The 26,953-nt window shown below is 43.3% G+C and carries 23 protein-coding genes and 2 pseudogenes; 12 read left to right on the top strand and 13 right to left on the bottom strand.

All coding sequences use genetic code 11. The features are described from left to right. Positions 1–104 precede the first annotated feature (104 nt). A pseudogene (locus GVY04_15015) lies at positions 105–935 on the top strand (transporter). Between the two features lie 240 nt (positions 936–1,175). Next, on the top strand, positions 1,176–1,814 hold the full coding sequence (locus GVY04_15020; protein ID NBD17395.1) for a 1-acylglycerol-3-phosphate O-acyltransferase: 639 nt from the start codon (positions 1,176–1,178) through the stop codon (positions 1,812–1,814). 261 nt (positions 1,815–2,075) lie between these two features. Here GVY04_15020 and GVY04_15025 read toward each other — a convergent pair whose 3' ends face one another. Next, a complete protein-coding gene (locus tag GVY04_15025; GenBank protein NBD17396.1) occupies positions 2,076–2,696 on the bottom strand; it encodes a hypothetical protein in 621 nt (206 codons plus the stop codon). 271 nt (positions 2,697–2,967) lie between these two features. Here GVY04_15025 and GVY04_15030 point away from each other — a divergent pair, with 271 nt between their 5' ends. After that, a complete protein-coding gene (locus GVY04_15030) occupies positions 2,968–3,318 on the top strand; it encodes a hypothetical protein (protein ID NBD17397.1) in 351 nt (116 codons plus the stop codon). 188 nt (positions 3,319–3,506) lie between these two features. Here the strand turns inward: GVY04_15030 and GVY04_15035 are convergent, their stop codons facing one another. Beyond that, on the bottom strand, positions 3,507–4,934 hold the full coding sequence (locus tag GVY04_15035) for a hypothetical protein (protein ID NBD17398.1): 1,428 nt from the start codon (positions 4,932–4,934) through the stop codon (positions 3,507–3,509). A gap of 433 nt (positions 4,935–5,367) precedes the next feature. Here GVY04_15035 and GVY04_15040 point away from each other — a divergent pair, with 433 nt between their 5' ends. The 5 genes from GVY04_15040 (at position 5,368) to GVY04_15060 (ending at position 13,102) form a co-directional block, all read left to right on the top strand. Beyond that, complete coding sequence (locus tag GVY04_15040) at positions 5,368–6,291, top strand: TIGR01777 family protein (GenBank protein ID NBD17399.1); 924 nt, start codon at positions 5,368–5,370, stop codon at positions 6,289–6,291. An 83-nt stretch (positions 6,292–6,374) separates the two neighbouring features. Next, positions 6,375–6,815, top strand: coding sequence for a DUF29 family protein (locus tag GVY04_15045; GenBank protein NBD17400.1), 441 nt, complete (start codon positions 6,375–6,377; stop codon positions 6,813–6,815). 232 nt (positions 6,816–7,047) lie between these two features. Next, positions 7,048–10,137, top strand: coding sequence for a valine--tRNA ligase (locus GVY04_15050; GenBank protein NBD17401.1), 3,090 nt, complete (start codon positions 7,048–7,050; stop codon positions 10,135–10,137). A 962-nt stretch (positions 10,138–11,099) separates the two neighbouring features. Beyond that, a complete protein-coding gene (locus GVY04_15055; GenBank protein NBD17402.1) occupies positions 11,100–11,462 on the top strand; it encodes a hypothetical protein in 363 nt (120 codons plus the stop codon). A 50-nt stretch (positions 11,463–11,512) separates the two neighbouring features. Next, entirely contained in the window at positions 11,513–13,102 is a 1,590-nt protein-coding gene (locus tag GVY04_15060) for a glucose-6-phosphate isomerase (protein NBD17403.1), read from the top strand. A gap of 74 nt (positions 13,103–13,176) precedes the next feature. On the opposite strand, the gene hflB is transcribed toward GVY04_15060, so the two are convergent. The 3 genes from hflB to GVY04_15075 all read right to left on the bottom strand — a co-directional run bounded on the left by hflB (position 13,177) and on the right by GVY04_15075 (position 17,480). Then, positions 13,177–15,033 (bottom strand): ATP-dependent zinc metalloprotease FtsH, encoded by a 1,857-nt coding sequence (gene hflB / locus GVY04_15065; GenBank protein ID NBD17404.1) that lies wholly within the window; start codon positions 15,031–15,033, stop codon positions 13,177–13,179. 264 nt (positions 15,034–15,297) lie between these two features. After that, positions 15,298–16,053, bottom strand: coding sequence for a TrkA family potassium uptake protein (locus tag GVY04_15070; protein ID NBD17405.1), 756 nt, complete (start codon positions 16,051–16,053; stop codon positions 15,298–15,300). 86 nt (positions 16,054–16,139) lie between these two features. Then, positions 16,140–17,480, bottom strand: a complete 1,341-nt coding sequence (locus GVY04_15075; protein ID NBD17406.1) for an ATPase — start codon at positions 17,478–17,480, stop codon at positions 16,140–16,142. Positions 17,481–17,569: 89 nt separating this feature from the next. Between GVY04_15075 and folB the strand changes: the two genes are divergently transcribed. Beyond that, positions 17,570–17,950 (top strand): dihydroneopterin aldolase, encoded by a 381-nt coding sequence (folB, locus tag GVY04_15080; protein ID NBD17407.1) that lies wholly within the window; start codon positions 17,570–17,572, stop codon positions 17,948–17,950. Here folB and GVY04_15085 read toward each other — a convergent pair. The 5 genes from GVY04_15085 to carA all read right to left on the bottom strand — a co-directional run bounded on the left by GVY04_15085 (position 17,910) and on the right by carA (position 21,367). Then, on the bottom strand, positions 17,910–18,224 hold the full coding sequence (locus GVY04_15085; GenBank protein NBD17408.1) for a DUF1816 domain-containing protein: 315 nt from the start codon (positions 18,222–18,224) through the stop codon (positions 17,910–17,912). The two genes, folB and GVY04_15085, sit on opposite strands and share 41 nt — an antisense overlap. Positions 18,225–18,287: 63 nt before the next feature. Continuing rightward, positions 18,288–19,181 (bottom strand): 23S rRNA (guanosine(2251)-2'-O)-methyltransferase RlmB, encoded by an 894-nt coding sequence (gene rlmB / locus GVY04_15090; protein NBD17409.1) that lies wholly within the window; start codon positions 19,179–19,181, stop codon positions 18,288–18,290. Positions 19,182–19,216: 35 nt separating this feature from the next. Continuing rightward, the gene (locus GVY04_15095; protein NBD17410.1) at positions 19,217–19,675 is read right to left on the bottom strand and encodes a ribonuclease III; all 459 of its coding nucleotides are present in this window, start codon (positions 19,673–19,675) and stop codon (positions 19,217–19,219) included. 45 nt (positions 19,676–19,720) lie between these two features. Continuing rightward, complete coding sequence (locus tag GVY04_15100) at positions 19,721–20,134, bottom strand: anti-sigma factor antagonist (protein ID NBD17411.1); 414 nt, start codon at positions 20,132–20,134, stop codon at positions 19,721–19,723. 69 nt (positions 20,135–20,203) lie between these two features. Continuing rightward, entirely contained in the window at positions 20,204–21,367 is a 1,164-nt protein-coding gene (carA, locus tag GVY04_15105; protein NBD17412.1) for a glutamine-hydrolyzing carbamoyl-phosphate synthase small subunit, read from the bottom strand. A gap of 98 nt (positions 21,368–21,465) precedes the next feature. Between carA and GVY04_15110 the strand changes: the two genes are divergently transcribed. After that, entirely contained in the window at positions 21,466–22,017 is a 552-nt protein-coding gene (locus tag GVY04_15110; GenBank protein ID NBD17413.1) for a Uma2 family endonuclease, read from the top strand. A gap of 134 nt (positions 22,018–22,151) precedes the next feature. Next, entirely contained in the window at positions 22,152–22,703 is a 552-nt protein-coding gene (locus GVY04_15115) for a Uma2 family endonuclease (GenBank protein ID NBD17414.1), read from the top strand. On the opposite strand, the gene GVY04_15120 is transcribed toward GVY04_15115, so the two are convergent. Together GVY04_15120 and GVY04_15125 are read right to left on the bottom strand one after the other, a co-directional pair. Then, positions 22,692–24,299 carry a hypothetical protein gene (locus GVY04_15120; GenBank protein NBD17415.1) on the bottom strand — a complete coding sequence of 536 codons (1,608 nt, stop codon included), beginning with the start codon at positions 24,297–24,299 and terminating at the stop codon, positions 22,692–22,694. The genes GVY04_15115 and GVY04_15120 overlap by 12 nt on opposite strands. 49 nt (positions 24,300–24,348) lie before the next feature. Continuing rightward, a complete protein-coding gene (locus GVY04_15125; protein ID NBD17416.1) occupies positions 24,349–24,831 on the bottom strand; it encodes a 2-C-methyl-D-erythritol 2,4-cyclodiphosphate synthase in 483 nt (160 codons plus the stop codon). 145 nt (positions 24,832–24,976) lie between these two features. Here GVY04_15125 and GVY04_15130 point away from each other — a divergent pair. After that, a pseudogene (locus GVY04_15130) lies at positions 24,977–26,173 on the top strand (IS4 family transposase). Positions 26,174–26,331: 158 nt separating this feature from the next. On the opposite strand, the gene GVY04_15135 reads toward GVY04_15130, so the two are convergent. After that, positions 26,332–26,953, bottom strand: a 622-nt coding sequence (locus tag GVY04_15135) for a phosphodiesterase (protein ID NBD17417.1), incomplete at its 5' end; no start/stop codon positions are given.

Below are 26,953 nucleotides of genomic sequence, written 5' to 3' on the forward strand. Positions count from 1 at the left end.
AGCAACCCTAAACAACTTTCGTTGTTTGAGTGGATAGGAGGTCAGGTAACTGATTTCCCAGAATCCCCCACTAAGCTGACGCTATAGTGGGGGAGTATGTCAAGTCTATGGATGGCAATCGCGATGGAACTGATGACTTGAGTACCGATGAGGTACTGGAAGATTTCATGGTTTCACCAGAAGACATGACCATGCAAATGCATATGCTGGGTGCGATGTATGCCCCTACTGCTCAGCTCACGCTGATGGCAATGGTTCCCTTTGTGATCAAAGAAATGGACCATGTGACCCGTATGGGAAACGATTTTACCACCAACTCTAGTGGCATTGGCGATATTAAATTGTCAGGATTGTATCAACTCTTCAATAACAATCGTCAGAGTGTTCACCTCAACCTCGGGTTTAGTCTGCCCACGGGTTCCATTGATGAACGGGATGATACTCCTGCTGGAGAGGATGTCATTCTCCCTTACCCGATGCAAATTGGTTCGGGAACAGTCGATTTACGTCCTGGTATTACCTATTTGGGTCAAACGGATAATTGGTCGTGGGGAGCGCAAGCGAACACAGTTTTACGTTTAGGCGAAAATGATCGCGACTATACGGTGGGAAATCGCTATCAACTCATGGGATGGTTCGCTCGTCGCTTAAACGAAACCGTCAGTGTTTCTCTACGGTTAGATGGTGAAACTTGGGAAGATTATGACGGTGCTGATTCGGCACTAAATCCGAATGTTATTCCCACTGCTGACCCGGATTTACGCGGTGGAACTCGTTTAGACTTAGGATTAGGCGTGAATGTCTATTTACCCGAGGGCTTTTTACCGGGAGGTCGCTTTGCAGCAGAATTTGAACTTCCCATTTATCAATCTTTAGAGGGACCGCAATTAGAAACAGATTGGCAATTGATAGTAGGCGTTCAATCCGCTTTTTAATGACTCACCCGATCAATTGCAGTCTCATGTCTTAATTCAGTCATGCCCCATGCGATAAGATTGATACGTAACTCTCGTTGCCTGTGGTTTGACAAGATAACGAGAGTTTTCTGATTCCGGGCAATGCTGATAAACTTAGAAGCTCGCAGATTTGCCTCTTACAACCCATCCACTTCTCGCCATTACTGAGAGCGCCGTGCCTCTTGCGAGAGAGTTACTAGCACTCAATCATAAATTCTAATGACTCCTTCCACTCGACAACGAGAACCCGTTACCAGCTTAATCCTCTACCATCTCTTCAAATGGTCGGTAGTGAGTCCTATGTTTAACTTCTACTTTCGAGGTAAACTCTACGGTCGAGAGAATGTCCCTCAAAAGGGAGCATTAGTGGTTGTCAGTAATCACGCTAGCTTATTCGATCCGCCGCTGCTTTCTTGTTGCGTTGGACGCCCTGTGGCGTATATGGCAAAGGAAGAGTTATTTGAAATTCCGGTTTTGAAACAAGCCATTTCTCTCTATGGGGCTTATCCGGTGAAGCGAGTGCAGGCAGATCGCAGTGCGATTCGGGCAGCGCTCAAGACTTTAGAACAAGGATGGGCTGCAGGTATTTTTCTCCAAGGCACTCGGACTCCTGATGGACGGATTACTCAACCCAAACTGGGGGCAGCAATGATTGCTGCCAAGGCACAAGCGCCTATTCTACCAGTTAGTCTCTGGGGAACGGAAAAAATTCCACAATCTGGCACTCCCTTTCCACTGATTACAGCTCGCATTGCTGAACCTTTGCCTCCCCCGGCTTCAAGTAAGCGTCAAGTTTTAGAAAGCGTCACACAAAAATGTGCTGATATCATCAATACCATGCATGCGCAAGGGCGTTAACAGTCAACAGTAACCAGTTCTCAAAAAGAGGGAGATAGAGTGAGGATAAGACCAGGATTAAGAATTAATACATATTAATCGTTTCTGTTTTTTGGGTATTATAGCAGTCCCAGATGATTTTAGAGGAAGATTAAAGGTTAATCCTTGATTGGATATAGAGTGGGTTCTCTCGTTTCATTTAGGATTACTAAAGCTTAAATCTGGGCAATGAACCAAGAATTTCTGTTTTCGCTAAAGCTCCGATTCTATAGTGGTGGAGTATCAAGTTGTTAATATTTGCTCTAGCTTTAAACTGTAACTTAAATTACTGATCACTATCAAACTAATGGTGATCAAGCTGGTTAACAGATAAAACAGTATATTTTTATGAAATGGTCCCATCGAAGTGGTTATCGCAATGGAAGCTATTAACGATAGGGGAATATTCCATAGCCAATACAAACCCATATTTAAAGGGAAATAATGAGTGCTATCGAAAGCGATTGATTGTTTCAGCACTTGTATTTGTAACCAACCCAAGAAGTACCCCAAGCCAAAGAAAACCAGAAGATTTCCTAAAAATACTAGAAATCTAATCCCCCAATAATTCTGATTACTGAAAGCGGTTATTCCAAAAATAAAATATCCCAACCCGATAGTGATTAGCCATAAACCGGAGACCAGTATGCCGCTAACGATAGTAACAATTCCCCAAGTATAGGCATTAGCGAGAGTTGAGTGTAATAGTCGCCATTGCACTAAACCTAATAAAATCCAATCTGCACTTACTACCAGGGCAACCGATTGAAATAAAAACTCTAAAGAACCCAGTCTAAAAATAATTGCTGGAATCAAAAAAAATAGAGATGAACTAAGAGTCCATAAAAAAACAAAGTTGGACATCACTACCAATGGTCTGCTGAAAAAGTCACTGACTTGGCTGGTTTAAGCAAGGAAATCGGCAATAGCTAACATTTGTGATTATTGACTTTAAACTAGCTGATATCAATTATAGATGGATGGAGGATGAGTTGGAACGAGAAGTACAAGGGTTTAAGATTTATTGACAAGGTAGTTATCAAAGTGTCGAAAAAGTGACTGAAACTACTTCATGTAAACTAGGAAAGCAATGTCAACAGGCTACTGCCTTTGTGTATGTAGTGGAAACAGTGTTATGTCTGCAAAAAAGATTGCAAATCGACTGAAGAAAGCCTTACTTTATGACGGCAAAATGGAGTATGCCCTCTACGAACATGAATTGATGGCAGTGTTAGACCAGTTGAAATCATCGATGAAACAAGATAAGGATGATTACATTTTTACTGTGACAGAAAATCGGGGTCACGTCGCGATGTTGCTGGTGGAAAAGTCAGGAGAGGTTTATATCAACGAGGAAGGCAGAGAAAGACTGAAAACCTTATGGCCAGCTGCTTATGAAACCAACATGAAAAATTTGATTCCAGCGTTTGCGCAAGAGCTCGACGAAGGTGAATTACCACTTAATGGGGTTAAAGTCACTCAATAAGCGAGAGTGATGATTAGTGAAGTGAGTTAGCATCAGCATGATTCACACCTAGATGAGAGAGCTTATCGCTACAGCTAGGGTTGCAATCGGTCTTGCTCTTAATCGGGCAATGAGCTTTTTCATCATTTGCTCGGATTAGCTATGTACTTCACGTTTAGAAAGATAACTATATAATTAAGTTACTAGTGTTACTTGATTTTACTTGCAGAGGGCAAAACTCTCCCATCAACAACAAAAATTTCTGGTGCCCTTTTGCCAGTAGCCATTTGAGCTTTTCTAAACTCAATTAGCTCGTCTAATGCTTTGGTAGATTCAGTGGTTTTGATAATCAGGAAAATACTGTACTGTGTTTTTTCAGCAGCATCATATATGGGTAGTTGTTTCTCATAGCCTAATCTCATTTTTTTATTTGACGTGTACTTTATCTCAACATTGACCCGCGCATCGTAACCACTAGAAATTTTGAAGTCGACAGGTCCCCGTCCTGCATTAGGTTCTCTATTTAAATCTAGATTATGAGCACCGCAGTAGGCATCGGCTATACCAAAAAACAGTAACTGTGCAAAACGTTCATTCCGCAGCTTTCTCGACTCATCCCAAAAATGCACAGACAATCCATTATCTTCAACCAAAACCTTAAAGTGGCTACATATCTTGAGAACTAGTTGAAGAATATTTTCAGGAGTTACTTTATTTATTCCTAATATAAGTGGATAAAGATTAACGTATTCTCTTGCAATATCATGCCAAATCAGTTGACCTGATGGATCTTTGTCGAAATCGTATTTTTTCGGAGGATTTCTTTTATATTGTTCTACTAAATCTTGAAGTACTTCGGGATGATTAAGAAGGATGTGCTTCAACTCACGCTTCGTGATCCTCCTTCTTTTTCCCGCCTCATCCTTCCAAGAATCGCCAATGATTTCATTTACGCGATTACGCAAATCTTCGTTATGAGCACAAACTCGATCAATATCATCCCAACCATTTGCTACAGGAAGATCATTTAAGATCTCATAAGGAATCAATACTGTAGGGCGATTACTACCAGGAATGGCTGGCAGTAAAAATTCCTTTCCGCACGCTTTTGCTTCACAGGTATTCAAATTAAGGTTTCTTGCAACTCGCTCCGAATAATTTAGCAGGTCTGGCAAAATTATATGGATTGCCATATCGCTAATGCGATCAGCTCCAATATTTTCTTCAATAAGTCCAACTAGTTCAAAAATGACTGGGTCGGTTATGCCTGCTTGTATGATTTCCCAGGCTGTGTTTGTCAGATTTAATGCGATCCTTGAGCCAATGCCACTACCTGAAGTACTCTCTGTAGAGTAACCTAAAGATACAAGTGGAAGTTCTGGAAATATTAATTTTTTATGAGCAGCACGAAAGAACCTATCATCAGAATGTTTTGTTTTCTTTAAGAGATGAACGATTTCCGAAAAATGGGTTTTGAAATTTAGATATGAGTTTTTAAGCTCTAGAACTTTTGTGCTTTTAAGCAGATGTGGATCAACATAGAATTTCGAGTCAAGATCTATAAAACCATTAAACACACCCTCTTGTTTTAGATCGTCCTCAGTAACCCCAAAAATCTCACTAATTCTTTTAGGCATAAAACTACTGCTAATACTGCTCAAAGTTTAGTGCTAGGTTCAATGATAGAAACAAATTTTTTAAAGACTTGGTTTATGAGCAATTCAACTACCCAGATTATAAAACCACCATCCCATCCTAGAATTAAAGCCACCTAACTATTAATTACACTGAAGCTACTATAGTAACCGTTTTAGCATTAACAAATACTTGTGACCACCGCACATATACGGTATAACTCAATGAAACTTTTCCGAAGACTGAAGGAAGAAAGGTTGGCAACTGGAATCGAATTATGGGTGAAGTAGTGAGTCCGTAGCGTTTAACTTTTCCCAAAATTGCTAGATACAGACAATACAGCGATCAGTCTCCTGCTGGATTAAATCAAGGGGGTAAAACGCTATAATAATGGTTTTGACCGAGATAAAGACATTAATTTAAATTTACCTTTTTATGAAAATTGCAATTACCGGTGGCACTGGCTTTGTCGGGACACGGCTGGTGCAAAAATTAGCAGATGCTGGACATAGCATCGTCGTATTTACGCGCAATAAAGAACGAGGAGAACAGGTTTTTCCGAAAAAATTCTTTCCGAAAGTGGAAATTTTTAGCTATGATCCCATGCAACCGGGCTCATGGCAAGATAAAATTGCGTCTTCTGAAGCAGTGGTGAATCTGGCGGGTGCCGGCATTGCCGATCAACCGTGGACACCGGAACGGAAACAGGAAATTCTTGATTCGCGGATTAAAACTACCAAATACCTTGTCGAAGCCATTCAGCAAGCGGAAACCCAACCGCAAGTTCTCGTTAATGCCTCTGCTGTAGGATATTATGGCATCAGTGAAACTGTAACCTTTGATGAAAACAGCAGTTCTGGGGATGATTTCCTCGCTTCAGTGTGCCAAAAATGGGAAGCAACGGCGAAGGAAGTGGAAAATACAGGAACCCGTTTAGTCATCCTTCGGTTTGGCATTGTTCTAGGTGAAGGGGGTGCATTAGGAAAAATGTTAACCCCATTTCGTCTCTTTGCGGGGGGTCCTATAGGAACTGGCAAACAGTGGTTTTCCTGGATTCATATTGATGATTTAGTCAACTTGATTGAAACGGCAATTCATACCCCTGAGTATCAAGGCACCTATAACGCCACTGCCCCCAATCCAGTGCGGATGTCAGAATTATGTGAGAAGTTGGGAGAGGTGATGAATCGTCCCTCTTGGTTGCCGGTTCCCGAATTTGCTTTGAAACTCTTGTTAGGAGAAGCAGCCCAAGCGGTTCTCGAAGGGCAAAAAGTCCTTCCTAAACGGACTCAAGAACAAGGATTTACTTATCAATATCCGACGGTCAAACCCGCGCTTGCTGATATTGTTCAACAGTGACCCGTTATCAATAGAAAGGGGACAACAGGAAAGGTTTTGCAGCGATCGCGCGACTTTACCCGCACATTAAAACCGAAAATCAGATGACATCAACGCAACACAAACAACTTTACGACCAAGATTTTGCGCTTTGGATTAAGGAGACAGTTGATCAGCTAAAAGCTAGAGAAACACAGCATCTAGACTGGGAACATTTGATTGAGGAAATCGAGGAGTTGGGAAAACCTCAACGTAAGGCGGTACGCAGTTATTTAGTGGAACATCTTTTAAAACGCTGTTACGTCGTTAGTCCTGAATGTTATCGCGCTTGGGAAATTGAAATCCGAAATTTTCGCCGGGAATTAAAATATGAGCTCAAAGAATCTCCGAGTCTGAAACAATTTATTTTAGATATTTTTAGCGATTCTTATAAAGATGCAAGACAAGCAATACAAGAAGATTATCCTCATGTGACGTTTCCAGAAGTCTCTCCTTTTCCCACAGCGGTAGAGACATTATTAACGGCAAGATTTTGGGAACAATAATTCCCCTTTCTCTCTAATTTTGGGGTTCAGCGATCGCGCAAAGGGGTGTTAACCTGTAAACTTAATAACTGATATCTTGGAAAAGGTTTTAACATCTCTTGTGACAGCAAGCGCATTAAAGTAATTTATAAGTGTGATCCGCTTCAATTGTTAAATTTTTCTTCCCCCAAGCTGGGGTAGCCTCAATCAATACTGTTTTGCAAATCATTTCACATTGCTAAGGAAAGCGACCATGACTGAGACGACATTGCCAAGTCAATATGATCCTTCAACAACGGAAGCAAAATGGCAACAGTTTTGGGCGGATCAAGGCGTATTTAAAGCCCATCCCGAAAAGGGCGGCAAACCCTTTTGTATTGTTATTCCACCCCCCAATGTCACGGGAAGCCTCCACATGGGACATGCGTTTAATACCGCATTGATTGATGTGTTGGTGCGATACCATCGGATGCGAGGTGATAATACCCTCTGTCTTCCTGGAACCGATCATGCCAGTATTGCCGTCCAAGCGATTATCGACAAGCAACTGAAAGAAGAAGGGTTAACCCGCTTCGATATTGGACGAGAGAAGTTTTTAGAACGGGCTTGGCAGTGGCGACAGGAGTCTGGTGGTAGCATTGTCAATCAGTTGGAACGCTTAGGCTTATCTGCGGATTGGTCGCGAGAACGCTTCACTATGGATGATGGGCTATCGGCAGCAGTGCGCACGGCGTTCGTCAAGTTGTACGAAGAAGGGCTGATTTATCGTGGGAAATACATGGTGAATTGGTGTCCCGCCTCTCGTTCTGCAATTTCCGACCTGGAAGTGGAAAACAAAGAAGTACAGGGGTATCTCTGGCAGTTTCGTTATCCCTTGCGTGATGGCAGTGGGGCAATTGAAGTCGCAACCACGCGTCCGGAAACCATGTTAGGAGATACAGCAGTGGCGGTGAATCCTAATGATGAACGCTATCAGCACCTAATTGGGAAAACCGTGACGTTACCCTTGCTGGGACGGGAAATCCCGATTATTGCCGATGAGTATGTAGATTCCTCCTTTGGTACCGGCTGTGTGAAAATTACTCCCGCCCACGATCCCAATGACTTTGCCATGGGAGAACGTCACAATCTCCCCTTTATCACGGTGATGAATGAAGATGGAACGATTAATGAAAATGGCGGTGAGTTTGTCGGGCAAGATCGCTTTGAAGCGCGGAAAAATGTCGTGAAGCGGTTAGAAGAAGAGGGCTGTTTGGTGAAAGTGGAAGATTATGTTTCGACCCTCCCTTACAGCGATCGCGGTAAAGTTCCCATTGAACCCTTAATCTCTACGCAATGGTTTGTCAAAATTGAACCGCTGGCGAAAAAGGCACTCGCGTGTCTTGATCAAGACAATTCCCCTTATTTTGTGCCTCAACGCTGGAAGAAAGTCTATCGCGACTGGTTGGTGAAATTAAAAGACTGGTGCATTTCCCGACAACTGTGGTGGGGACACCAAATTCCCGCTTGGTATGTGATTAGCGAAACCGAGGGACAGATTACCGATGAAACGCCGTTTATTGTTGCCCATAGTGAAGCAGAAGCCAAAGCACGCGCGATCGCGCAATATGGCAACAACATTGAGTTACAACAAGATGCAGATGCCCTTGATACCTGGTTTTCTTCTGGGTTATGGCCCTTTTCCACGTTAGGATGGCCAGAAGAAACGGAAGATTTCAAAACCTATTTCCCCAACACGACTCTCGTTACCGGCTTTGATATTATCTTCTTCTGGGTGGCAAGAATGACGATGATGTCGGGACATTTCACTGGCAAAATGCCGTTTCGGGATGTCTATATTCATGGCTTAGTACGGGATGAAAATGGCAAGAAAATGTCAAAATCGGCAGGGAATGGCATTGATCCCCTGTTTCTGATTCGCAAATACGGCGCGGACGCCCTCCGTTATACGCTGATCCGAGAAGTCACCGGCGCCGGACAAGACATTAGTCTCCAATACAACCGGGAAACCGATGAATCGAGTTCGGTGGAAGCCTCCCGTAACTTTGCCAATAAACTCTGGAACGCCTCGCGATTTGTTTTTATGAATCTGGATGGGAAAACCCCGGAACAGTTGGGAAGCCCGGATCTAGAGAAATTAGAAGACAGCGATCGCTGGATGCTGTCTCGGTTTAACCAAATTACGAAAGCCACCCGCCAGGACATCGAAAGTTATGGCTTAGGAGAAGCGGCGCAAGGCTTGTATGACTTTATTTGGGGGGATTTTTGCGACTGGTATATCGAACTGACAAAATCACGCCTGAACGATAAAAATAATCCAGAATCGCGCCTCGTTGCCCAACAAACCCTGGGTTATGTCCTGGAAGGAATCTTAAAACTCTTGCATCCTTTTATGCCTCATGTCACAGAAGAAATCTGGCATACACTTACGGAACGGTCTGACCCAACCTTAGCCTTACAACCTTATCCAGCAGTGGATGAGTTAGTTCAAGGTCGCACCTCACAAACCACAGCGACAGGAGAAAGCAAAACGCTTTGGGAACAGATCCAAACCCAAATTGAAATCTTCCCCAAACAGTTGACGCCATCTCTCTTAACTCGAGTCGGGATTGCGGTTCTCGGGGTATTTATCTTCACCCTGGTGTTTGCTTTTATTCTGACCTTAGAACAGTTCCCGCTCATTCCCAGCTTCTTGAAATTGGTGGGCGTGGGTTACACCGGATGGTTTATCTATCGCTATCTGCTAACCCAACAGAAACGAGAAACTTTCCAAAAAGTGTTTCAGGAAAAAAAAGAAGCACTTCTGGGTGACACCTTGGGTCATGGCGGCGCGATCGCAGCCCAGAATACCCTGATTAATCCCCAATTGGAACAAAAATTTGAACTAACCTTTGCCACAATTCGCACGATTCGCAATTTACGGGCGGAAGCCGGAATTAAACCGGGGATGAAAGTGAATGTCATTGTGCAAAGTGAGAGTGAAAAAGAACGAGATATTCTGAGTAATGCTGAAAAATATATCCGTGATTTAGCCAAGGTGGAGGAATTAATCGTTACTTCGGCGTTAACTGAAGATCAACAGCAGGTGATGGCAGGAGTTGTAGGAACAATCCAAGTTTTAATTCCCTTAGCCGGTGTCGTGGATGTAGAAGTTTTGCGGAGTAAGTTAGAGAAAAATCTCAGCAAAGTAGAAGGAGAAGTCAAATCCTTGCAAGGTCGCTTGAATAACGAGAACTTTGTCAACAAAGCCCCCGATGAAGTCGTACAAGGGGCAAAAGACGCCTTAGCGGAAGCGGAAAAACAACAGTCCATCTTAAAGGAAAGACTCGCGCGACTCGGTTAAGGAATCAGGAAGTGACAGGATGAAAGGATGACCCGTGAACCGATTGAAAACACTGGAAAATCCTACACAGAGTCGGAGTAGCCGTGGGTTGTTTGAGTTGATTGGGAACGGTTGCTCCATGTTCAGCTAAAGCCTAGTGCAGCGCGGTAGAAGTAACTGACCACTAAAGTTGAACCAAAATCAATGCTTCGAGCATTCGCTAACTGGTCAACTATTTTCGCCAGGCTGCACTAGACTGTTGACTCTGTGTCTTTTTGAAGGATAAAAGTTCATACAGCTTCTTTGTCGTCAATCTTGACTGAAAATGAAGTTTTTCTCTTTGAAAGCATCGATTGTCCAAAAACTTCCGCGAACCATTTTTCCACATCCGCAAAACTAATAGTTTCCAGTGCATTTTTTACCTAAGAATTTTCTTTTCTATCTCTTGTTTATCAGCATATATTAGTTCTATTTAAGTAGGCAATTAATTCTGCCTTCCTGCTTATCTTGGCTAACAAGTATGTAATTCTGACATTTTTAAGAATGAGGTAGTGCGCGATCGCGCCAAGACCCCGCTTTAAATAATTGAGAGAAGAAATCCAATTCCGGTTAAAAATAAACCGACTAAACTCAGAAAAAAAGGGGGGTTTCCTAAGGAAATTAATGACAAATTGGGCATAAAAGGTTACTCTCTATTTCCTCTGAATCAATTTCTCTTCAAGATAATAATCTTTCAAAGTTATTTACCCATAGTAAACCTCTATAAGCTTGGTTTGCAGTGGCTTGAAAATTTCAAGATGTGAAATTAATTATTTTTACTGGCTGATTTCAGCCCAAACTCAAATTGATGCAAGTTCATAGCAGTGATCAGGTTAGGGTCATTTGTAGTTAACATTAAGTTGATTGGGCAAAAGTGTACAGCAATCAGAATTTTACACTGAAGCCAAAGTAGGATGAAGACCGAACCATATGCAATTTTGAGGATGAAACACGCAGAATACGATCGCGCAAGCACGCAAAAAGTTGCTGCTTTTGGGGGCATTTATGGCAATATCCTTGTCTTTGAAGCTTATCTCAAGGATGGACCCTTTGCGGTAAACTGTGGCGTTGTCGGAAAACCTGATCATGATGGCGATCCAGCGGTTCATTATGCCCTACTAGACTTATCTGGAAACACAGTTAATCTTAATCTTCAGTGCGTCGAGTATGACTATGAAACTTGGACGGAAACCCTAGCTGAAGAAGGGGTGGATCCCATTTTTGTTGAACCTTTAAAAATGGGCATTTGGACAACGGGTGTTTCCAGCTTACCAGCCGTGGAAAAACAGCGTTATCAGTTGGCATAGGTATTGTCCTAAACTAACGATTGTGAGAGAACGAATATAGAAGAGGAATTATGGATAACGTCCAACTTTGGCAACGCTATCAAGACTGGCTCTATTATGACCCAGACTTAAACTTTTATCTGGATATTAGTCGGATGCGCTTTTCCGATCAGATTGTGGAAGAAATGCAACCGAAATTTCAAAAAGCGTTTCAGGATATGGCCGATTTAGAAGCCGGCGCGATCGCGAATCCCGATGAAGACCGCATGGTCGGTCACTATTGGTTACGTTACCCGGATCTGGCCCCCAATGCCGAACTCAAAGCAGAAATCACCAATACTCTAGAACAGGTGAAAACGTTTGCAGCACAGGTTCACAGCGGTTATATTCATCCCCCGCAAGAAACCCGCTTTACGGATGTCCTTTCCATTGGCATTGGTGGGTCAGCCTTGGGACCGCAGTTTGTTGCCCAAGCCCTCGCGCCGTTAGCTGCCCCGCTCAATCTCCATTTTATTGATAATACCGACCCTGCCGGGATGGATCATCTTTTAGAACAAGTGCGCGATCGACTTTCGACGACGCTGGTTTTAGTGATTTCCAAGTCTGGGGGAACCCCAGAAACCCGCAATGGAATGGTGGAAGTCAAACAGGCTTACGCAGCGCAAAACCTTGATTTTGGTTCTCATGCGGTTGCGATTACGGGCAAAGGCTCAAAATTGGAACAAATGGCAAAAACGGAAGGTTGGGTGACGACTTTCCCGATGCACGATTGGGTCGGGGGACGGACATCTGAAATGTCTGCCGTCGGATTAGTGCCCGCCGCCTTGCAAAGCATTGATATTGATGCCATGTTGGAAGGGGCAAAAGCCATGGATAACCTCACTCGCAAACCAGAACTCAAGGCCAACCCGGCTGCACTATTAAGTCTAGCGTGGTACGCAGCAGGGAATGGCAAAGGGGAAAAAGATATGGTTGTTCTTCCCTACAAAGACAGCCTCAGCCTCTTTTCTCGCTACTTGCAACAGTTAGTCATGGAGTCGCTAGGGAAAGAGAAAGATTTAGACGGCAATACCGTTTATCAAGGGATTGCGGTTTATGGCAATAAAGGGACAACCGACCAACACGCTTATGTCCAACAGTTACGAGAAGGGGTACCGAACTTTTTTGCCACCTTTATTGAAGTTTTAAAAGACCGGGAAGGGACTTCCCCAGAAGTGGAAGCGGGCGCAACTTCAGGCGATTTTCTCTCTGGTTTACTACAAGGAACCCTCCTTGCGCTTTATGATAATCATCGGGACTCGATTACAATTACGGTTGATGAAGTGACACCGCGTACTGTGGGAGCATTAATCGCCTTGTATGAACGCGCAGTTGGTTTATACGCTTCTTTGGTCAATGTCAATGCTTATCACCAACCGGGCGTCGAAGCCGGGAAAAAGGCAGCCGCTTCCATCTTGGAGTTACAGCGTAATGTCGTTGCCGTGTTGAAAGCAGAAAGCCATCCCCTTGCTTTGTCAGACATTGCGCAAAAAGTGAATGCCCAGGAGAAAGTAGAAGCCATCTATAAAATTATTCGCCATCTCCATAGCAACGGACGGGGAGTAAAGGTCGAAGGAAACTGGGGACAACCCAGTACTTTACAAGTGTCTTGGCAAGATTAATCCCCGACAGAACTGGGATCAAAAAAGCGGTCACCGATTGAGATGACCGCTTTCCTTTTTAATTGGAGAGAAAATTACGCAATTGTTGCCATTTTCACTTCATTTTCATTGAGCATCCGTTGTAATTCTTCAGCATCAACGGTTTCACGCTCAATTAAGGCTTGTGCCAACTCATCCAAGATGTGACGGTTAGACACCAGAACATCTTTGCAACGACGATAGGCTTGTTCAACCAGGTTGCGAACTTCCTCATCAATCGCTGCTGCTGTTTCATCAGAGAAATCGCGATCAGAGGCAATATCTCGTCCCATAAAGACGTTACCATTTTGGCGACCGAGGGCAACCGGACCTAATCGATCACTCATACCCAGGCTAGTCACCATTTGGCGGGCAACTCGCGCGACTTGCTGTAAGTCATTGGAAGCACCAGTGGTCACTTCATCATCACCAAAGATGATTTCTTCAGCGATGCGACCCCCTAAGGCAACTGCCATTTGGTTTTGCAGGTAAGAACGGGAATAGAGTCCAGAGTCTAAGCGTTCTTCACTGGGCGTAAACCAGGTTAAACCACCGGCAGCCCCACGGGGGATAATGCTAATTTTCTGGACTGGGTCATAATCAGGCATTAACGCACCGACTAAGGCGTGACCCGCTTCGTGATAAGCTACTAATGCTTTGCGTTTTTCGCTCATTACGCGGTCTTTCTTCTCCGGACCGGCGAGAACGCGATCAATGGCGTCATTCACCTCATCCATGGAAATTTCTGTGAGGTTACGACGGGCAGCTAAAATTGCCGCTTCGTTCAGCAAGTTTTCTAAGTCTGCACCGGTGAAGCCAGGGGTGCGACGAGCAATTTTTTCTAAGTCCACATCTTTGGCTAAGGTTTTGCCACGGGCATGGACTTGCATAATTTCCAAACGTCCTGCATAGTCAGGGCGATCCACCACAATTTGACGGTCGAAACGACCCGGACGCATTAGCGCTTGGTCTAACACATCAGGACGGTTTGTCGCAGCAATAATGATAATGCCCGTATTACTTTCAAAACCATCCATTTCGGTGAGTAACTGGTTGAGGGTTTGTTCCCGTTCATCGTTACCACCGCCTAAGCCAGCACCACGCTGACGACCAACGGCATCAATCTCATCAATGAAGATGATGCAAGGGGCATTCGATTTCGCTTGTTCAAACAAGTCGCGAACGCGAGACGCACCAACACCGACAAACATTTCGACGAATTCAGAACCGGAGATGGAGAAGAAAGGAACGCCTGCTTCTCCAGCAACAGCACGGGCTAAAAGGGTTTTACCCGTTCCTGGAGGACCGACTAACAATGCACCTTTGGGAATTTTTGCACCAACATCGGTGAAGCGTTCTGCATTTTTCAGGAAGTCCACCAACTCAGTTAACTCTAATTTGGCTTGTTCAATTCCTGCTACGTCATTAAAGGTGACATTGGTTTGCGGTTCCATTTGCACTTTTGCTTTGGATTTCCCAAAGTTCATCGCTTGTGAACCCGGGCCGCCTTGCGCCCGACGCAGTAAGAAGAATAATCCCACTAACAAGAGAATGGGGAAGAAGAGGCTGCTGAGAGCGCGGAATAGGAAGCCATCATCATTTTCTGGCTGTACCGAAATATCAACATTATTTTCGGTCAGAATGTCGATCAATTGCGGATCATTCGGTAAGTTAACCTGGACTTGTTGTCCATCTTGTGCCGTTGCAATCGCTTTGGACCGCTCGCTGTTGAGGCGGACACTTTCCACGTTACCGTTTTCCACCCGATTCACAAATTCACTATAGCGCCACGTGGCTTGAGTTTGTGGCTCTTGATCCAAGAACGCAGTGGCCAGAGCAATCACTACAATTGCCAGTAGTGCATATAGCCCTGCATTGCGCCATTTTTTATTATTATTATTTTTGTTATTCACGCTTAACCTCCAAGGTAAGACTGTATGAGGTGCGACTCTATTTCCTTATTATGGATGGAGAATATGAACGCGCCATTATTGCTTCTCGGTATATTAATTTATGTTAACGTTTCTGAGAAGTTCTTGACAGGGGTTGACAAACAATCTTTTGCTTGATCCTTATTCTGGTCATTCTAAAGATGGAGAGGGAGTTGGGGAAGTAGGGTGATCATTAATTTCCCAATGACTAATGACTAATGACTAATGACTAATGACTAATCATCATTATATGCCTTGCTCCAATTCCCCCGCTTCATCGGATTGGATGTGCTGCTGGTTAGAGTCAGTGGGTAAACGTTTAATATCCTGGTTCGACCCAACAACGATCATTTGCGATCCTTTAATTAATCGGTAATTGGGGGTAGGATTAATTTCAAATTTTTCCCCATACTTCACTGCAATCACATTCAACCCATAACGATTTCTCAATTCCAACTCCGCTAAGGTTCGTCCATCAAAGACTTTCGGAATTTGGATATCAACAATACTATGTTCAGGATCCAGTTCAAACTTCTCTAAAATTGCCGGTTGGGCAAGGGCATGGGCTAAATCGTATCCCGCATCTCGTTCGGGAAACACCACCCGATCTGCCCCGACTCGTTTTAGCAATTTGCCATGAATATGAGAGGAAGCTTTAGCAACCACGTATTTCACCCCATTTTCTTTGACATTGAGGGTGGTGATAATACTTTCTTGCACATAGTCGCCAATGGCAATAATCACCACTTCAAACTCAAAAATTCCTGCTTCTTTTAGAGCTGCTGGTTCGGTTGCATCTAATTCAATGGCGTGAGAAACAATTTTATCGGTTAAAACTTGATTAACTAATTTTTCATCGCGATCGCTGCCTAAAACCTCACAGCCTAATTTCCGCAATTCTCCACAAACGGCTTGACCAAAACGTCCTAAACCAATTACTGCAAATTCTTTGGGTTGATGGCGAAGCTGGTTGAATATTTTCAAAGACGCTCTAATATCCACAACGTGATCATTAATGAGGGGGCATTCTTGATTAATTTAATTAGTCATTAAATTAACAATAACATATCATAAATTATCACTTAACTTTACCCAACTAAGAGATTTTCTTCGGGATACTGAATGGCACTGGGTCGAGATTCTCGCACCAGCGTATTAATAACAATTAAAACCCCGACTCTTCCAATATACATCGTTACTACAATAATCAGCTTTCCTAAAGCTGATAAACTCCCGGTAATGCCAGTGGAAAGCCCAACGGTAGCAAAGGCAGAACAGACTTCAAATAAAATTTGAATAAAGCTGAGTTCGGGGTCGGTAATAGCAATTAAAGCAGTAACAATACTCAATAAAGTGACAGATGCACATAACACGCCTAAGGCTTTTAAAATTAAGTTAACCGGCACGCGGCGTTTGTAAATAATAACATCTGTTTTTCCTTGTAAGGTCGAGATTGTAGAATTAATTAGAATTCGTAAGGTTGTCGTTTTTAGCCCCCCACCGGTGCCACTAGGGCTGGCACCAATTACCATAAAAGCAATGGTAATAAATAAGCCAGCATCGGTCATCGCTTCAATGGGAACGGTATTAAACCCTGCTGTACGGGTAGTGACTGCTTGAAACCAAGCCCCTAGTAAACGTTCTTTGAAGGAAAAGTAACCAAAAATATTATTATTACTAAAATCAGTGAAGAAAAAGGCAACGGTACTAAAGACAAGTAAAATAATTGTTGTATTCGTAACAATCTTTGAATTCAGAGAAAAGCTAAATGCTTCTGTATTTTTACCAAATATTATTTGCTTGAATTGTTGTCGTAACCAAATAAAAATTTCAAATACGGCTTGATATCCTAAGCCACCAAAAATCACTAATACGGGAATAACAATATTAGCAAGCAGAGAAGAACGATAGTCCATTAAGCTATTGCTAAATAAACTAAATCCAGCATTATTCCAAGCACTGATACTATGAAACAAAGCTAGCCAAACCGGATTCGCTTCTTCCGCAAATAAAGGCAGGAGGAAAAAAAAGCCTGTGAGTTCAAACAGAATTGTTGTCGCAACAATGGACATTAATAGATTAGTACTACCTAAAAGAAATGGACGATCAAAAGATTCTTGAATTGCTACTTTTTGTCGGAAGTCAAATTTTTTCCGAATCAAAAATAAAAGGAAGGTGTTGGTGGTCATATAACCTAAACCTCCTACTTGAATCAATAATAAAATGACCAATTGTCCCCAAAAAGAAAAGTAAGTTCCGGTATCGACAACCGCTAACCCGGTCACACAAACCGCAGAAGTAGCAGTGAATAAAGCAGTAACCGGATGATTCCAAGTCCCATCCGCAGTGGTAAATGGTAAAAGTAATAAAAGAGTGCCAACTAAAATAACAGCAATAAAACCAAGACAAATGGTTCGAGCAATACTCATTATAATGATAATTAATAATTTAAGCAGATAACAGAAAATCTCTATATTTCATATTAAAATACGAATTGAGTGTGGGAATGCAAGCGTTTATGGACACAATCAAAATTGAGAATATCCGCTGCTATGGTTACACTGGTTTTTTACCAGAAGAACAAGTGTTGGGACAATGGTTTGAAGTCAATTTGACACTAGGTGTTGATTTAGCTGCCGCGGGAGAGAGTGACGCGATCGCGGATACTTTAGATTACCGAAGCGCCATTGCGAAAGTCAAACACCTCATTGAAACCCAAAAATTTGCTTTAATTGAAAAACTTGCCCACGCGATCGCGCAATCTATTTTAGAACTTGATCTCGTCCAACAGGTAGGGGTAGAACTGACTAAACCCGCCCCTCCCATTCCCCATTTCTCTGGGAAAATTACAGTTGCCATTACTCGTGAAAAGACTGAGAGTGATGAGCACTCAAACTAGGAAATTTCTCGTTACTTGACTCATCCTCATCGTTGGCTTCCTCTTTTTCTTCATAATCCGTCAGGATAGTGGGCTGACAGCGTTTAATGTCTACAGAAGTAATGAGTGCCTCTTCGCCCTGTAAATCTTCCACATAACCTGGCTTGGCTTGCTCGGCACTCCGCTTTCTCACAAAGGGACCAAAATAGTAGGTACACTTGGGAGATTTCGTTTTAATCTCTACCCACCAGGCTTTGCCGAAAAATTCCAGGATTGATAGGATGAGTTCTTCCATGTTTTATAACGCAATTTAAGCGAGCTCAAATAATTCTACTGTATTTAATTGTGTGAGTTGGTTTTAATTTTTACCAGCCTCTTGCGAAAGATTCAAGCGTTTTTTTTGGCGACGATGAGACACTTCATACAGCGCGATCGCGCAAGCAATATGCGCATTTAAACTTTCGGTTTTTCCCAGCAACGGAATGGAAACCAGCTCATCACAATGACGTTGCGTTAACAGACTCAACCCTTGGGCTTCTCCGCCGACAACCAGAACCACTGATTCATCAAAACTCGCTTGAGCAATCAATTTTCCGCCTTCAGCCACTGTCCCATAAACCCAAAACCCAGCTTTTTTTAATTCTTCTAAAGCCCGAGAAAAATTCACCACCCGGGCGACAGGCAAGTATTCTAATGCCCCTGCTGCAACTTTCATTACTGTGGACGTAATCCCCACGGCGCGTCGTTGGGGAATCACGACTCCTTGCGCCCCCAGTGCCTCTGCTGTGCGAATAATTGACCCTAAATTCTGAGGATCTGTAATCCCCTCGGCGGCAATAATCATCGGTTGATCCGTAATTGAGCGGGCTTTTTCAATCAACTCTGATAGATCTAAATAGGGATAGGGGGCAACTTGTGCCGCCACCCCTTGGTGGTTTGCCCCGCGAGTAATTTGATTTAAACGCTCGATTCCCACCTCATCAATAATGCTTCCTTCTTTTTTTGCCGTTTGTAATAAGGAATTAAAGGTCGTGCTGTAACGGAGTTTGGGAGTAATCCAAATCCGATTCAGTTGACGATCTCCTTCTAAAGCGGCTTGCACAGAATGACGACCATAAATTAAATCATCGTTTTCGGCATCATTTTCTGGCGCTTGAGGCGTTTGAGGTTGCTTAATCTTGGGACGACTTGAAGCAGGAAAAGGCTTTCCTTTCCTAGTTTTGGGTTTGCCCTTTCGGGGTTTTTCACTCATTTTAATTTCAGGACTGATAATGGCGTTGTGGCTCGTTAAAAGTTATCAGAGGTTTGCCTCTCTTGTAACGATAACAGGAGCGATTGTAAACGATCGCGATCGCTTAAAAAAAGATATCCGACGAGGGTTTCTAAACTGGTTGCTTGTTGATAAATTTTAGCAGAGAGCCGACGGGGACGTTTCGCAGCGGCATTTCGTCCTCGCTTGACAATCTCCAGTTCTGATGGAGTTAAAAAAGGAAGTAACGCCTCTAGCTGTTGCGCTTGATTTTCTGCTCGCACTTCTGACACTACCAATTGATGATATTGAGAAATCTGTTTTTGCGGTAACAAATAATAGAGACGCACATACAACTCATAAACGGCATCGCCAATATAAGCGAGTCCTGCTGGGGAAATCTGTTCGAGAGGGGGTAATTCGTCCAATCCCCCTACTACGGAAAAAAATTCCACTTCGGAATCAGAATCATTGGGTTGATGAGTTTGCGGTGTCAAATTTGTCCTCGGGTTGAGTGTAATGACAAGAAAAGCAAAGTTAATTTATTGCAAAGACTCCAAAGCAGCTTCGAGACTCGGTTGTAAAGAAAGGAACTTTTCTAAACGAACCAGTTTGACGGTTTGTGTTACCCGAGCATTGGTAACAATTTGTAGAGTCCCTCCTTCGGTTTGAGCTTTTTTGGCAAGCTGAACCAAAGCGCCCAAACCAGAACTATCGACAAAATCAATTTGCGAAAGCACCAAAATAATGTTTTTCGGTCCTTCCTCAATATACTTGGCAATTACTTTCCCAAAGGTCGGTTCGGAAAACGCATCGAGTAAGCCAGTTAAACGAAAAATCTGGCAGTTCTCTTGAATTTCCCGCGTTCCGCGCAAACTAACGGTTAAGTTGAGTGGTTCAGGAATAATATCCTCCTTAGTTTTTAACCAATCATGAGCTTGAACAAAATAGACAATAAAAGTTAGCTCGAAGAACTAACCTTTAACAGATAGTGTATATTAGCACATTTTTCGGCTTTAATCCTCTCACAGATGGGTTGTTGCTGTTTGTTGCCGATGTTCCCGCATTGATGCCACAAATTGGGCAAATAAATAATCGGCATCGTGAGGACCCGGGCTGGCTTCGGGATGATATTGTACGGAAAAAATGGGTAGGGTTTTATGCCGTAATCCCGCGACGGTGCGGTCATTTAAGTTAAGATGTGTAATTTCGACATCGGCTTGTAATGAATCTTCAGTAACCGCAAAGCCATGATTTTGGCTGGTAATTTCGACCTTTTGTTGTAACCCTGCCGGTTGATTGAGTCCGCGATGTCCGAATTTGAGCTTAAATGTTTCTGCCCCCAGGGAAAGTCCGAGAATTTGGTGTCCCATGCAAATGCCAAACATGGGTTTTCCGGCTTTTAATAGGGCTTTTGTGGTTTCAATTCCTTCGGTTACTGCCGCCGGATCTCCCGGTCCGTTGGAGAGAAAAATGCCATCGGGATGATATTGATCAATTGCTTCGGGCGGCGTATGGGCAGGAACGACAATGACCCGACAGCCATAACTCGCCAGACGACGTAAAATATTGCGTTTAATCCCAAAATCAATGGCGACTACCGTCAGCGGGGTGGGGTCATCTGCTGCCATCACAGGGCGAAATTCCCAACTTTCTGCTGTGGGATCCGACCATTCGTAAACGTTTTTGGTGGTGACTTCGTTAACGAGGTTTAAGCCCAGCATGGCGGGGGCGGCTGCTACCTGTTTTAAGAGTTCTTGCTCATCGAGAATTTCGCTAGAAATTGCCCCGTTCATTGCTCCAGAAGAGCGTAAAATGCGGGTCAGGGCGCGGGTGTCAATGCCATAGATGCCAGGAATGTTATGTTGCTTGAGGTAATCGGGGAGAGAAGCGCGCGATCGCCAATTGCTGGGAAAATAACAAACATTACGGGCAATTACGCCCCGGACATGAGGCTGATCAGACTCTTCATCATCTGGATTGACCCCAGTATTGCCTAATTCTGGATAAGTAAAGGTAATAATTTGTCCCTGATAGCTGGGATCGGTTAAGACTTCCTGATAACCGGTCATCCCCGTATTAAATACCACTTCACCGACCGTTGTTCCTTTCGCACCAAAGGATTTCCCTCGAAATACTGTTCCGTCTTCTAACACCAGTAAAGCTGGTTCTACCTGATGATTGATCATTTGCTGCTTGATATTTCCTTAATTCCTGATGGATCTGAAATCCCCCTTTTGGCATTTTAAGATAGAAAGAGTCGATCCGAAATCTGAGGTAAACCGGGATGGGTCTAACTCTTGCCAAGTGGACGCTTGATGAGTATCAACGCATGATTGAAGTCGGCTTGCTCGATGAGCGTCGGGTTGAACTTTTAAACGGAGAAATTGTTGAAATGTCCCCAGAGGGTGAACCTCATGCTTATTACCGGATGGAAACGAAAGATTACTTAACCCGACTTCTAGAAGGTCGTGCTGTAATCCGAGAAGCTGCACCGATTATCATCCCTCAGAATAATTCTGAACCCGAACCGGATTTAGCGATTGTTGCCCCTTTGGGACGAGAATACTTGCAACATCATCCCTATCCGGAAAATATCTTTTGGTTGATTGAGTTTTCTAACACCAGCTTGGAGAAAGACCTCACGACTAAACGGAAAACGTATGCGACCGCCGGAATTAAGGAGTACTGGGTCAGAGATTTACAACATGAACAATTAAAAGTGTTTCGTGACCCCACTGCTGGCGATTATACGTCTGAAATGACCTTGACCGTGGGCAAAATTAGTCCCGTTGCCTTTCCTGATGTCATTGTTTCTGTTGAACGCTTATTCTATTAGCTGTACTCCCCACTCTTAACTCTACTGATAAAATGCCTTTCCCATCAAAGAATTTTCCTGGCAATCTCCCTCTTGATGGCTATCGAAGGGGCATAAGATAGAAATAGTCAATTAGAAATCTAGGAGCAAGGGCGATGAGTCTAACTATTGCCAAGTGGACGCTTGATGAGTATCAACGCATGATTGAAGTCGGCTTGCTCGATGAGCGTCGAGTTGAACTTTTAAACGGAGAAATTGTTGAAATGTCCCCAGAGGGAGAACCTCATGCTTATTATTGCACTGCGACCAAAGAGTATCTAACACAACTCTTAGGAAATCAAGCAACGATTCGAGAAGGAAAACCCATTACTATTATCAATAGTGATTCTGAACCTGAACCCGATTTAGCCATTGTTGAACCTCTAGGGCGAGAATACCTGCAATATCATCCCTATCCAGAAAATATCTTTTGGTTGATTGAGTTTTCTAACACCAGCTTAGAAAAAGACCTCACGGTAAAACGGAAAACGTATGCTGCTGCGGGAGTTAGAGAATACTGGGTCCGAGATTTACAACATGAAGCGTTGAAAGTGTTTCGTGAACCGACAGCTGGCGATTATACGGTTGAGATGACTTTAACCACAGGAATAATTCATCCAGTTGCGTTTCCTGAAGTAGAGATTTCAGTCCAACGGTTATTCGATTAACTGTAAAACTCCTAGCCCTAACTCTTCTGCTGAGAGCGCTTTCGCTTCAAACAGTGCCATCATATCTCGGAGTTGAGGTTGTCCGCTCGAAGCCCCTTTCAAGCCTCTCGCAATAATTAAACCGCAATAGCCTTTGGTTTGTTGACACCGTTTTTCCCACTGTTGACGGGCATTAAAATGAGTGGGGTCATTTTCATCAAATTCTCCAAATAAGTAGAGTTCACCGTTACCGGTTTGCACAATTCCCAAGTCATAGACAGTATCGGTGATTGGATCTTCTCCTGCATTAAAGCCAATCCCCAGCAGCCCGCCAGAATGCTGAATCTGATCAATCATTGCTTTCGCTTTAGGGCGAGAGGTTTGGATCAGAATAATCGGCATTCCTTCCCCTTTTTCTGAGATGCCGAGAGATTGGTAAAGCTGTTTTTCATTGTTTCGCATCTGCGCAATCAGATCCCAAGAAATCATACCAATACTGAGAAACGAGTCTTTAGGAACTAAATCTTCTTTAACCGGGGAAGAAAATTGCGCTTCTTCAGCAGTATTGAAAGCTTCGGTTTCCTCTGCATCGAGTAAATCAATCAATTCCGTTTCCAAGTCGGGGTTGGTCGCAACGGTAACAGCAACTGATTTCGGATTTTTAAGATTGCTTGGAAGTTTAACTTGATATTGACTCTCAATTTTACGTGCAAATTCAGTTTCAAGTTCGGATTGATGGTTTTTGAGGAATCGCTGCAAAGCTTTCAGCGCAACATATACAACAGCAGCTTCATCTTCTCCGAAGTAAGGACGTAAACCTTCATAGGGATTAACGCTACCAAAATGAGGCTCGGGTTGGATTATGCTTAGATCTTCAGTGACTTCTGCTTCTTCTGGGAGGTCGTAGTTGAGAAACCAACAATCTTGTTGGAGAAAGGCGGATTCGAGATCTTCCATCGACTCTCCTTGAAACATTTGCGAGCGAAAGGTTTTGAGGGAGTCAAAGGCACGATAAAGCAAGATGCCGTATTCAGCGCCTAACATCCCCATCACAGAGACATAAAGTGGGTCAATGTCCCAGTTGGGAAAGGCAATGGTAATGATTTCGCTATCATCTAAAAAGTCCCAAGGGGGATGCTGCCAAATTTCTTGAGCAGTTTTGAGGAGCGATTGCTCGTAAGATTTAGGTAATAGGGGCGGGCGGTCGTCGTTGGTTTCCGCTAAGCCTTGAAAGAGTGCTTCAATGAGGGGGAGTTCAGCGTGATAATCAATTTTGATATCTAACTCTTGTAAAACACCGCGCAGAAAGAATTGAATTTCGCGATCGCGCACAACAACTTTTTGCGGTCGACAGGCTTTTCCATACCCTTGCGGGACTTCCATGGCTCGTAATAACGTTCGCACTATGGCTTCCATCCCCACCTGAGGGGACACCATTTCCATCCCGCGCACCATGCCTTCTGCACTATCGAGCCAAATCACGCAGTCTTTATGCTCAAAATCATTTTTGTCCTCTGCATTGAAAGAATGCAAGTTTCTCCGGTCTCCCTCCCAAACCGCGTTCGTTTGAGGGAGTTTGAGTAAACGGCGAATCGTTGTCGAGTGCAGAGTAGCCATAGAAATAGCAGGTTGGACTGTGTTTATTCTATCACTGAGCCAGGTGGGCTTACTGCTGACTCACCAACAAGACAACCACATAACTGGCAATGGCTTCCTCTCGTCCCACGGCATCCATTTTTTCGTTGGTTGTGGCTTTGATGCTGACTTGGTCGAGATTAATGGTAAGTGTTTGGGCAACGCGATCGCGCATCGCTTTCAAATAAGGTTTAAGCTTGGGTTTTTCCGCAACAACAACCGCATCAATATTCCCCACTGACCAGCCGTGTCTAGAAATCAGCCCTTTCACTTCCTTTAGTAACTCAATACTATCTGCATTGGCCCATTTGGAGTCAGAGGGGGGAAAATAGTGACCAATATCGCCTAAACTTAACGCCCCTAACATCGCATCCATAATGGCATGAGTCAGGACATCGGCATCACTATGTCCGACCAACCCTAAATAATGATTGATCTTGACTCCACCAATAACTAAAGAATGATCTTGACCCAGTTGATGAATGTCATAACCATTGCCAACTCGAATGTTCATTTCTGTTTTTCCTTTCACTGCTTCTTCCTCATTATCGAGTGACTCAAGGGATGACAAGGGAGATGTAACGAAGGTATGATATGCTTTTTAGCCAATCCCTATTCCGAAAAAAAAGGTTGCTCACGCAAGCAACCTCAGCAAAAATATGCTTCCTCCACTGTACCAGAAAATCTTTTCAACTCATTTAACTGCCAGCCAGTACTTAACCTTAGAACTGTTAGTTTTACTATTGCAAAGTTATCGAAATGTAAGTTTATCTCGCTTAGCGGAAGTGTTTCCGCAACCCATTAAATATAAGAGCCGAGTTCGGAACTGACAACGGTTCTTGAATCTCCCTCAACTGAGTGCTAAGCTCCTCTGGTTTCCTGTAGTCAAGCAGATGTTAAAGCAAGAGTTTTACCCTCAAGCTCAGAACCGATTTTTTAGAAGAAGAGCCCGAAAACTGAAGCTAATTCATCAAGGATACTTATTATTAATTATTGATCGTACTCAATGGCAAGAACGAAATTTAATCATGTTGAGTTTAGCGTGGGGAACTCATGCTATCCCCATCTATTGGCAATTCTTAAAGAGAAAAGGAAACAGTAGTTTTCGGCAACAAAAACAGGTTCTTTGGCCGGTCTTACGATGGTTACATTCCTATCCGGTTCTGGTGTTAGGTGACCGAGAATTTCATAGTGTTCAGCTGGGGAAGTGGCTGGAGACTAAGAAGGTGGACTTTGCTTTGCGTCAAAAAAAAGGAACTTGTTTTCTTGATGACCAAGCCGTCTCTACCCCCTTAAAAGATTTAGATATTAAACCGGGAATGTCTCAGTTCCATGAACAGATTATCTGGACGAAATCTCATCAAGTGAAAGGATTTAATTTAGCCATTTATTGGCGACGCAAGTATCGGAATAAAGTGCAGAAAGAGCCTTGGTATATTTTAACCACTCTTCCTACTCAAAAGCTCACTTTGTCTTTATATGCTAGGCGATGGAGCATCGAAACTTTGTTTAGAGATTGTAAAACCCGAGGCTATAACTTGGAGAAAAGTAAAGTTAATGAACCTCGTTTGATGGGGCTCATTCTGCTCATTACAATCGCCTATACTTTAGCTAATTTTCAGGGAGAACTCGTGAAAAAATTGAGGACAACTGAGTATGTTGGTCGCCCAACTGAAAAACAACGTTCTATTCCAAGACATAGTTATTTAGGGATGGGACTCAATTGCCTAGCCTATCTTCAAGCTTTAACCATTTGGTCAGATTTAGCTCATCGTTTGATGGCTCTCAAACCTCATAAATCCCTAGATTTTCAAAGAGGTCTCAAGGCTGTATCTACTCTCCAGTCTGCTTTATAGCTTTGTTGTCATCCCTTAAGACGAGAATTTAAAGCTGATTGATATCAGAAACAATACATAGTTAGTCAGCGTTTGAACCGTACTATGTTTGGTTAACTAAAAGAGAATGGAGTAAATTATCCCCTTAATTTGTAATCATTGCCACTCTACAATTGATCTCAATCAATATCGGCTATCGATAAGACCTTTCCTCTTAAACCGGCTGGTATTGGGACTCCATAATGACTAAGCAATGTCGGTAACACATCATAGATTTCTGCTTGTTCGATAGACTGACCGCCTTGGACTGTGTTGGGATCATTAAAAATGATAATCCCCGATCGCGCATGATTGGCATCATCAGCCCCAGTATCATTTTCCCAACGATAGAGAGAGTCTCCGCCAACGGTTCCTTGAGACCGCCAGGCTAAATCCTGAAAATAGACAATTAAATCAGGCGGGATGCCTCGCACTCGCTGATAAATCTCTTGCGGAATATAGGCTTTTACCCCGAGAGAATTTCCCCAGGGATCTTTGAGGGATTCTAGCTTGTCCATGAGTTGCTGCCGTTCCCTATGATAGTCAGCAACCGAAATGACGCCTTCGGGTTCCCGTCCTTCCACATTCAAAAAAATTCGCCCATAATAACCGCCGGTTCCCCATGCTTTGGTTTGTGACCAATCCACGTTTGCTTTCTCTAAAGGGATGGGTGTTGTGGGTGTTTCTTTCAGGGTCAGATAACCCGTTTCAATTAACCATTGATTTAAGCAAAATCCTCCCATTAACGGTTGTGCGCCGTGA

This window comes from Cyanobacteria bacterium GSL.Bin1, assembly GCA_009909085.1.
Lineage (GTDB): Bacteria > Cyanobacteriota > Cyanobacteriia > Cyanobacteriales > Rubidibacteraceae > Halothece.

Excerpts from the sequence above, each read along its gene's own strand:
- folB (NBD17407.1), top strand. The coding sequence starts at position 17,570 with ATGGACACAATCAAAATTGAGAATATCCGCTGCTATGGTTACACTGGT.
- GVY04_15060 (NBD17403.1), top strand. The coding sequence starts at position 11,513 with ATGGATAACGTCCAACTTTGGCAACGCTATCAAGACTGGCTCTATTAT.
- GVY04_15120 (NBD17415.1), bottom strand. The coding sequence starts at position 24,299 with ATGGCTACTCTGCACTCGACAACGATTCGCCGTTTACTCAAACTCCCT.
- GVY04_15055 (NBD17402.1), top strand. The coding sequence starts at position 11,100 with ATGAAACACGCAGAATACGATCGCGCAAGCACGCAAAAAGTTGCTGCT.
- GVY04_15085 (NBD17408.1), bottom strand. The coding sequence starts at position 18,224 with ATGGAAGAACTCATCCTATCAATCCTGGAATTTTTCGGCAAAGCCTGG.
- GVY04_15050 (NBD17401.1), top strand. The coding sequence starts at position 7,048 with ATGACTGAGACGACATTGCCAAGTCAATATGATCCTTCAACAACGGAA.
- GVY04_15045 (NBD17400.1), top strand. The coding sequence starts at position 6,375 with ATGACATCAACGCAACACAAACAACTTTACGACCAAGATTTTGCGCTT.
- GVY04_15110 (NBD17413.1), top strand. The coding sequence starts at position 21,466 with ATGGGTCTAACTCTTGCCAAGTGGACGCTTGATGAGTATCAACGCATG.
- carA (NBD17412.1), bottom strand. The coding sequence starts at position 21,367 with ATGATCAATCATCAGGTAGAACCAGCTTTACTGGTGTTAGAAGACGGA.
- GVY04_15020 (NBD17395.1), top strand. The coding sequence starts at position 1,176 with ATGACTCCTTCCACTCGACAACGAGAACCCGTTACCAGCTTAATCCTC.
- GVY04_15040 (NBD17399.1), top strand. The coding sequence starts at position 5,368 with ATGAAAATTGCAATTACCGGTGGCACTGGCTTTGTCGGGACACGGCTG.
- GVY04_15030 (NBD17397.1), top strand. The coding sequence starts at position 2,968 with ATGTCTGCAAAAAAGATTGCAAATCGACTGAAGAAAGCCTTACTTTAT.
- rlmB (NBD17409.1), bottom strand. The coding sequence starts at position 19,181 with ATGAGTGAAAAACCCCGAAAGGGCAAACCCAAAACTAGGAAAGGAAAG.
- GVY04_15115 (NBD17414.1), top strand. The coding sequence starts at position 22,152 with ATGAGTCTAACTATTGCCAAGTGGACGCTTGATGAGTATCAACGCATG.
- GVY04_15125 (NBD17416.1), bottom strand. The coding sequence starts at position 24,831 with ATGAACATTCGAGTTGGCAATGGTTATGACATTCATCAACTGGGTCAA.
- GVY04_15025 (NBD17396.1), bottom strand. The coding sequence starts at position 2,696 with ATGTCCAACTTTGTTTTTTTATGGACTCTTAGTTCATCTCTATTTTTT.
- GVY04_15075 (NBD17406.1), bottom strand. The coding sequence starts at position 17,480 with ATGAGTATTGCTCGAACCATTTGTCTTGGTTTTATTGCTGTTATTTTA.
- GVY04_15035 (NBD17398.1), bottom strand. The coding sequence starts at position 4,934 with ATGCCTAAAAGAATTAGTGAGATTTTTGGGGTTACTGAGGACGATCTA.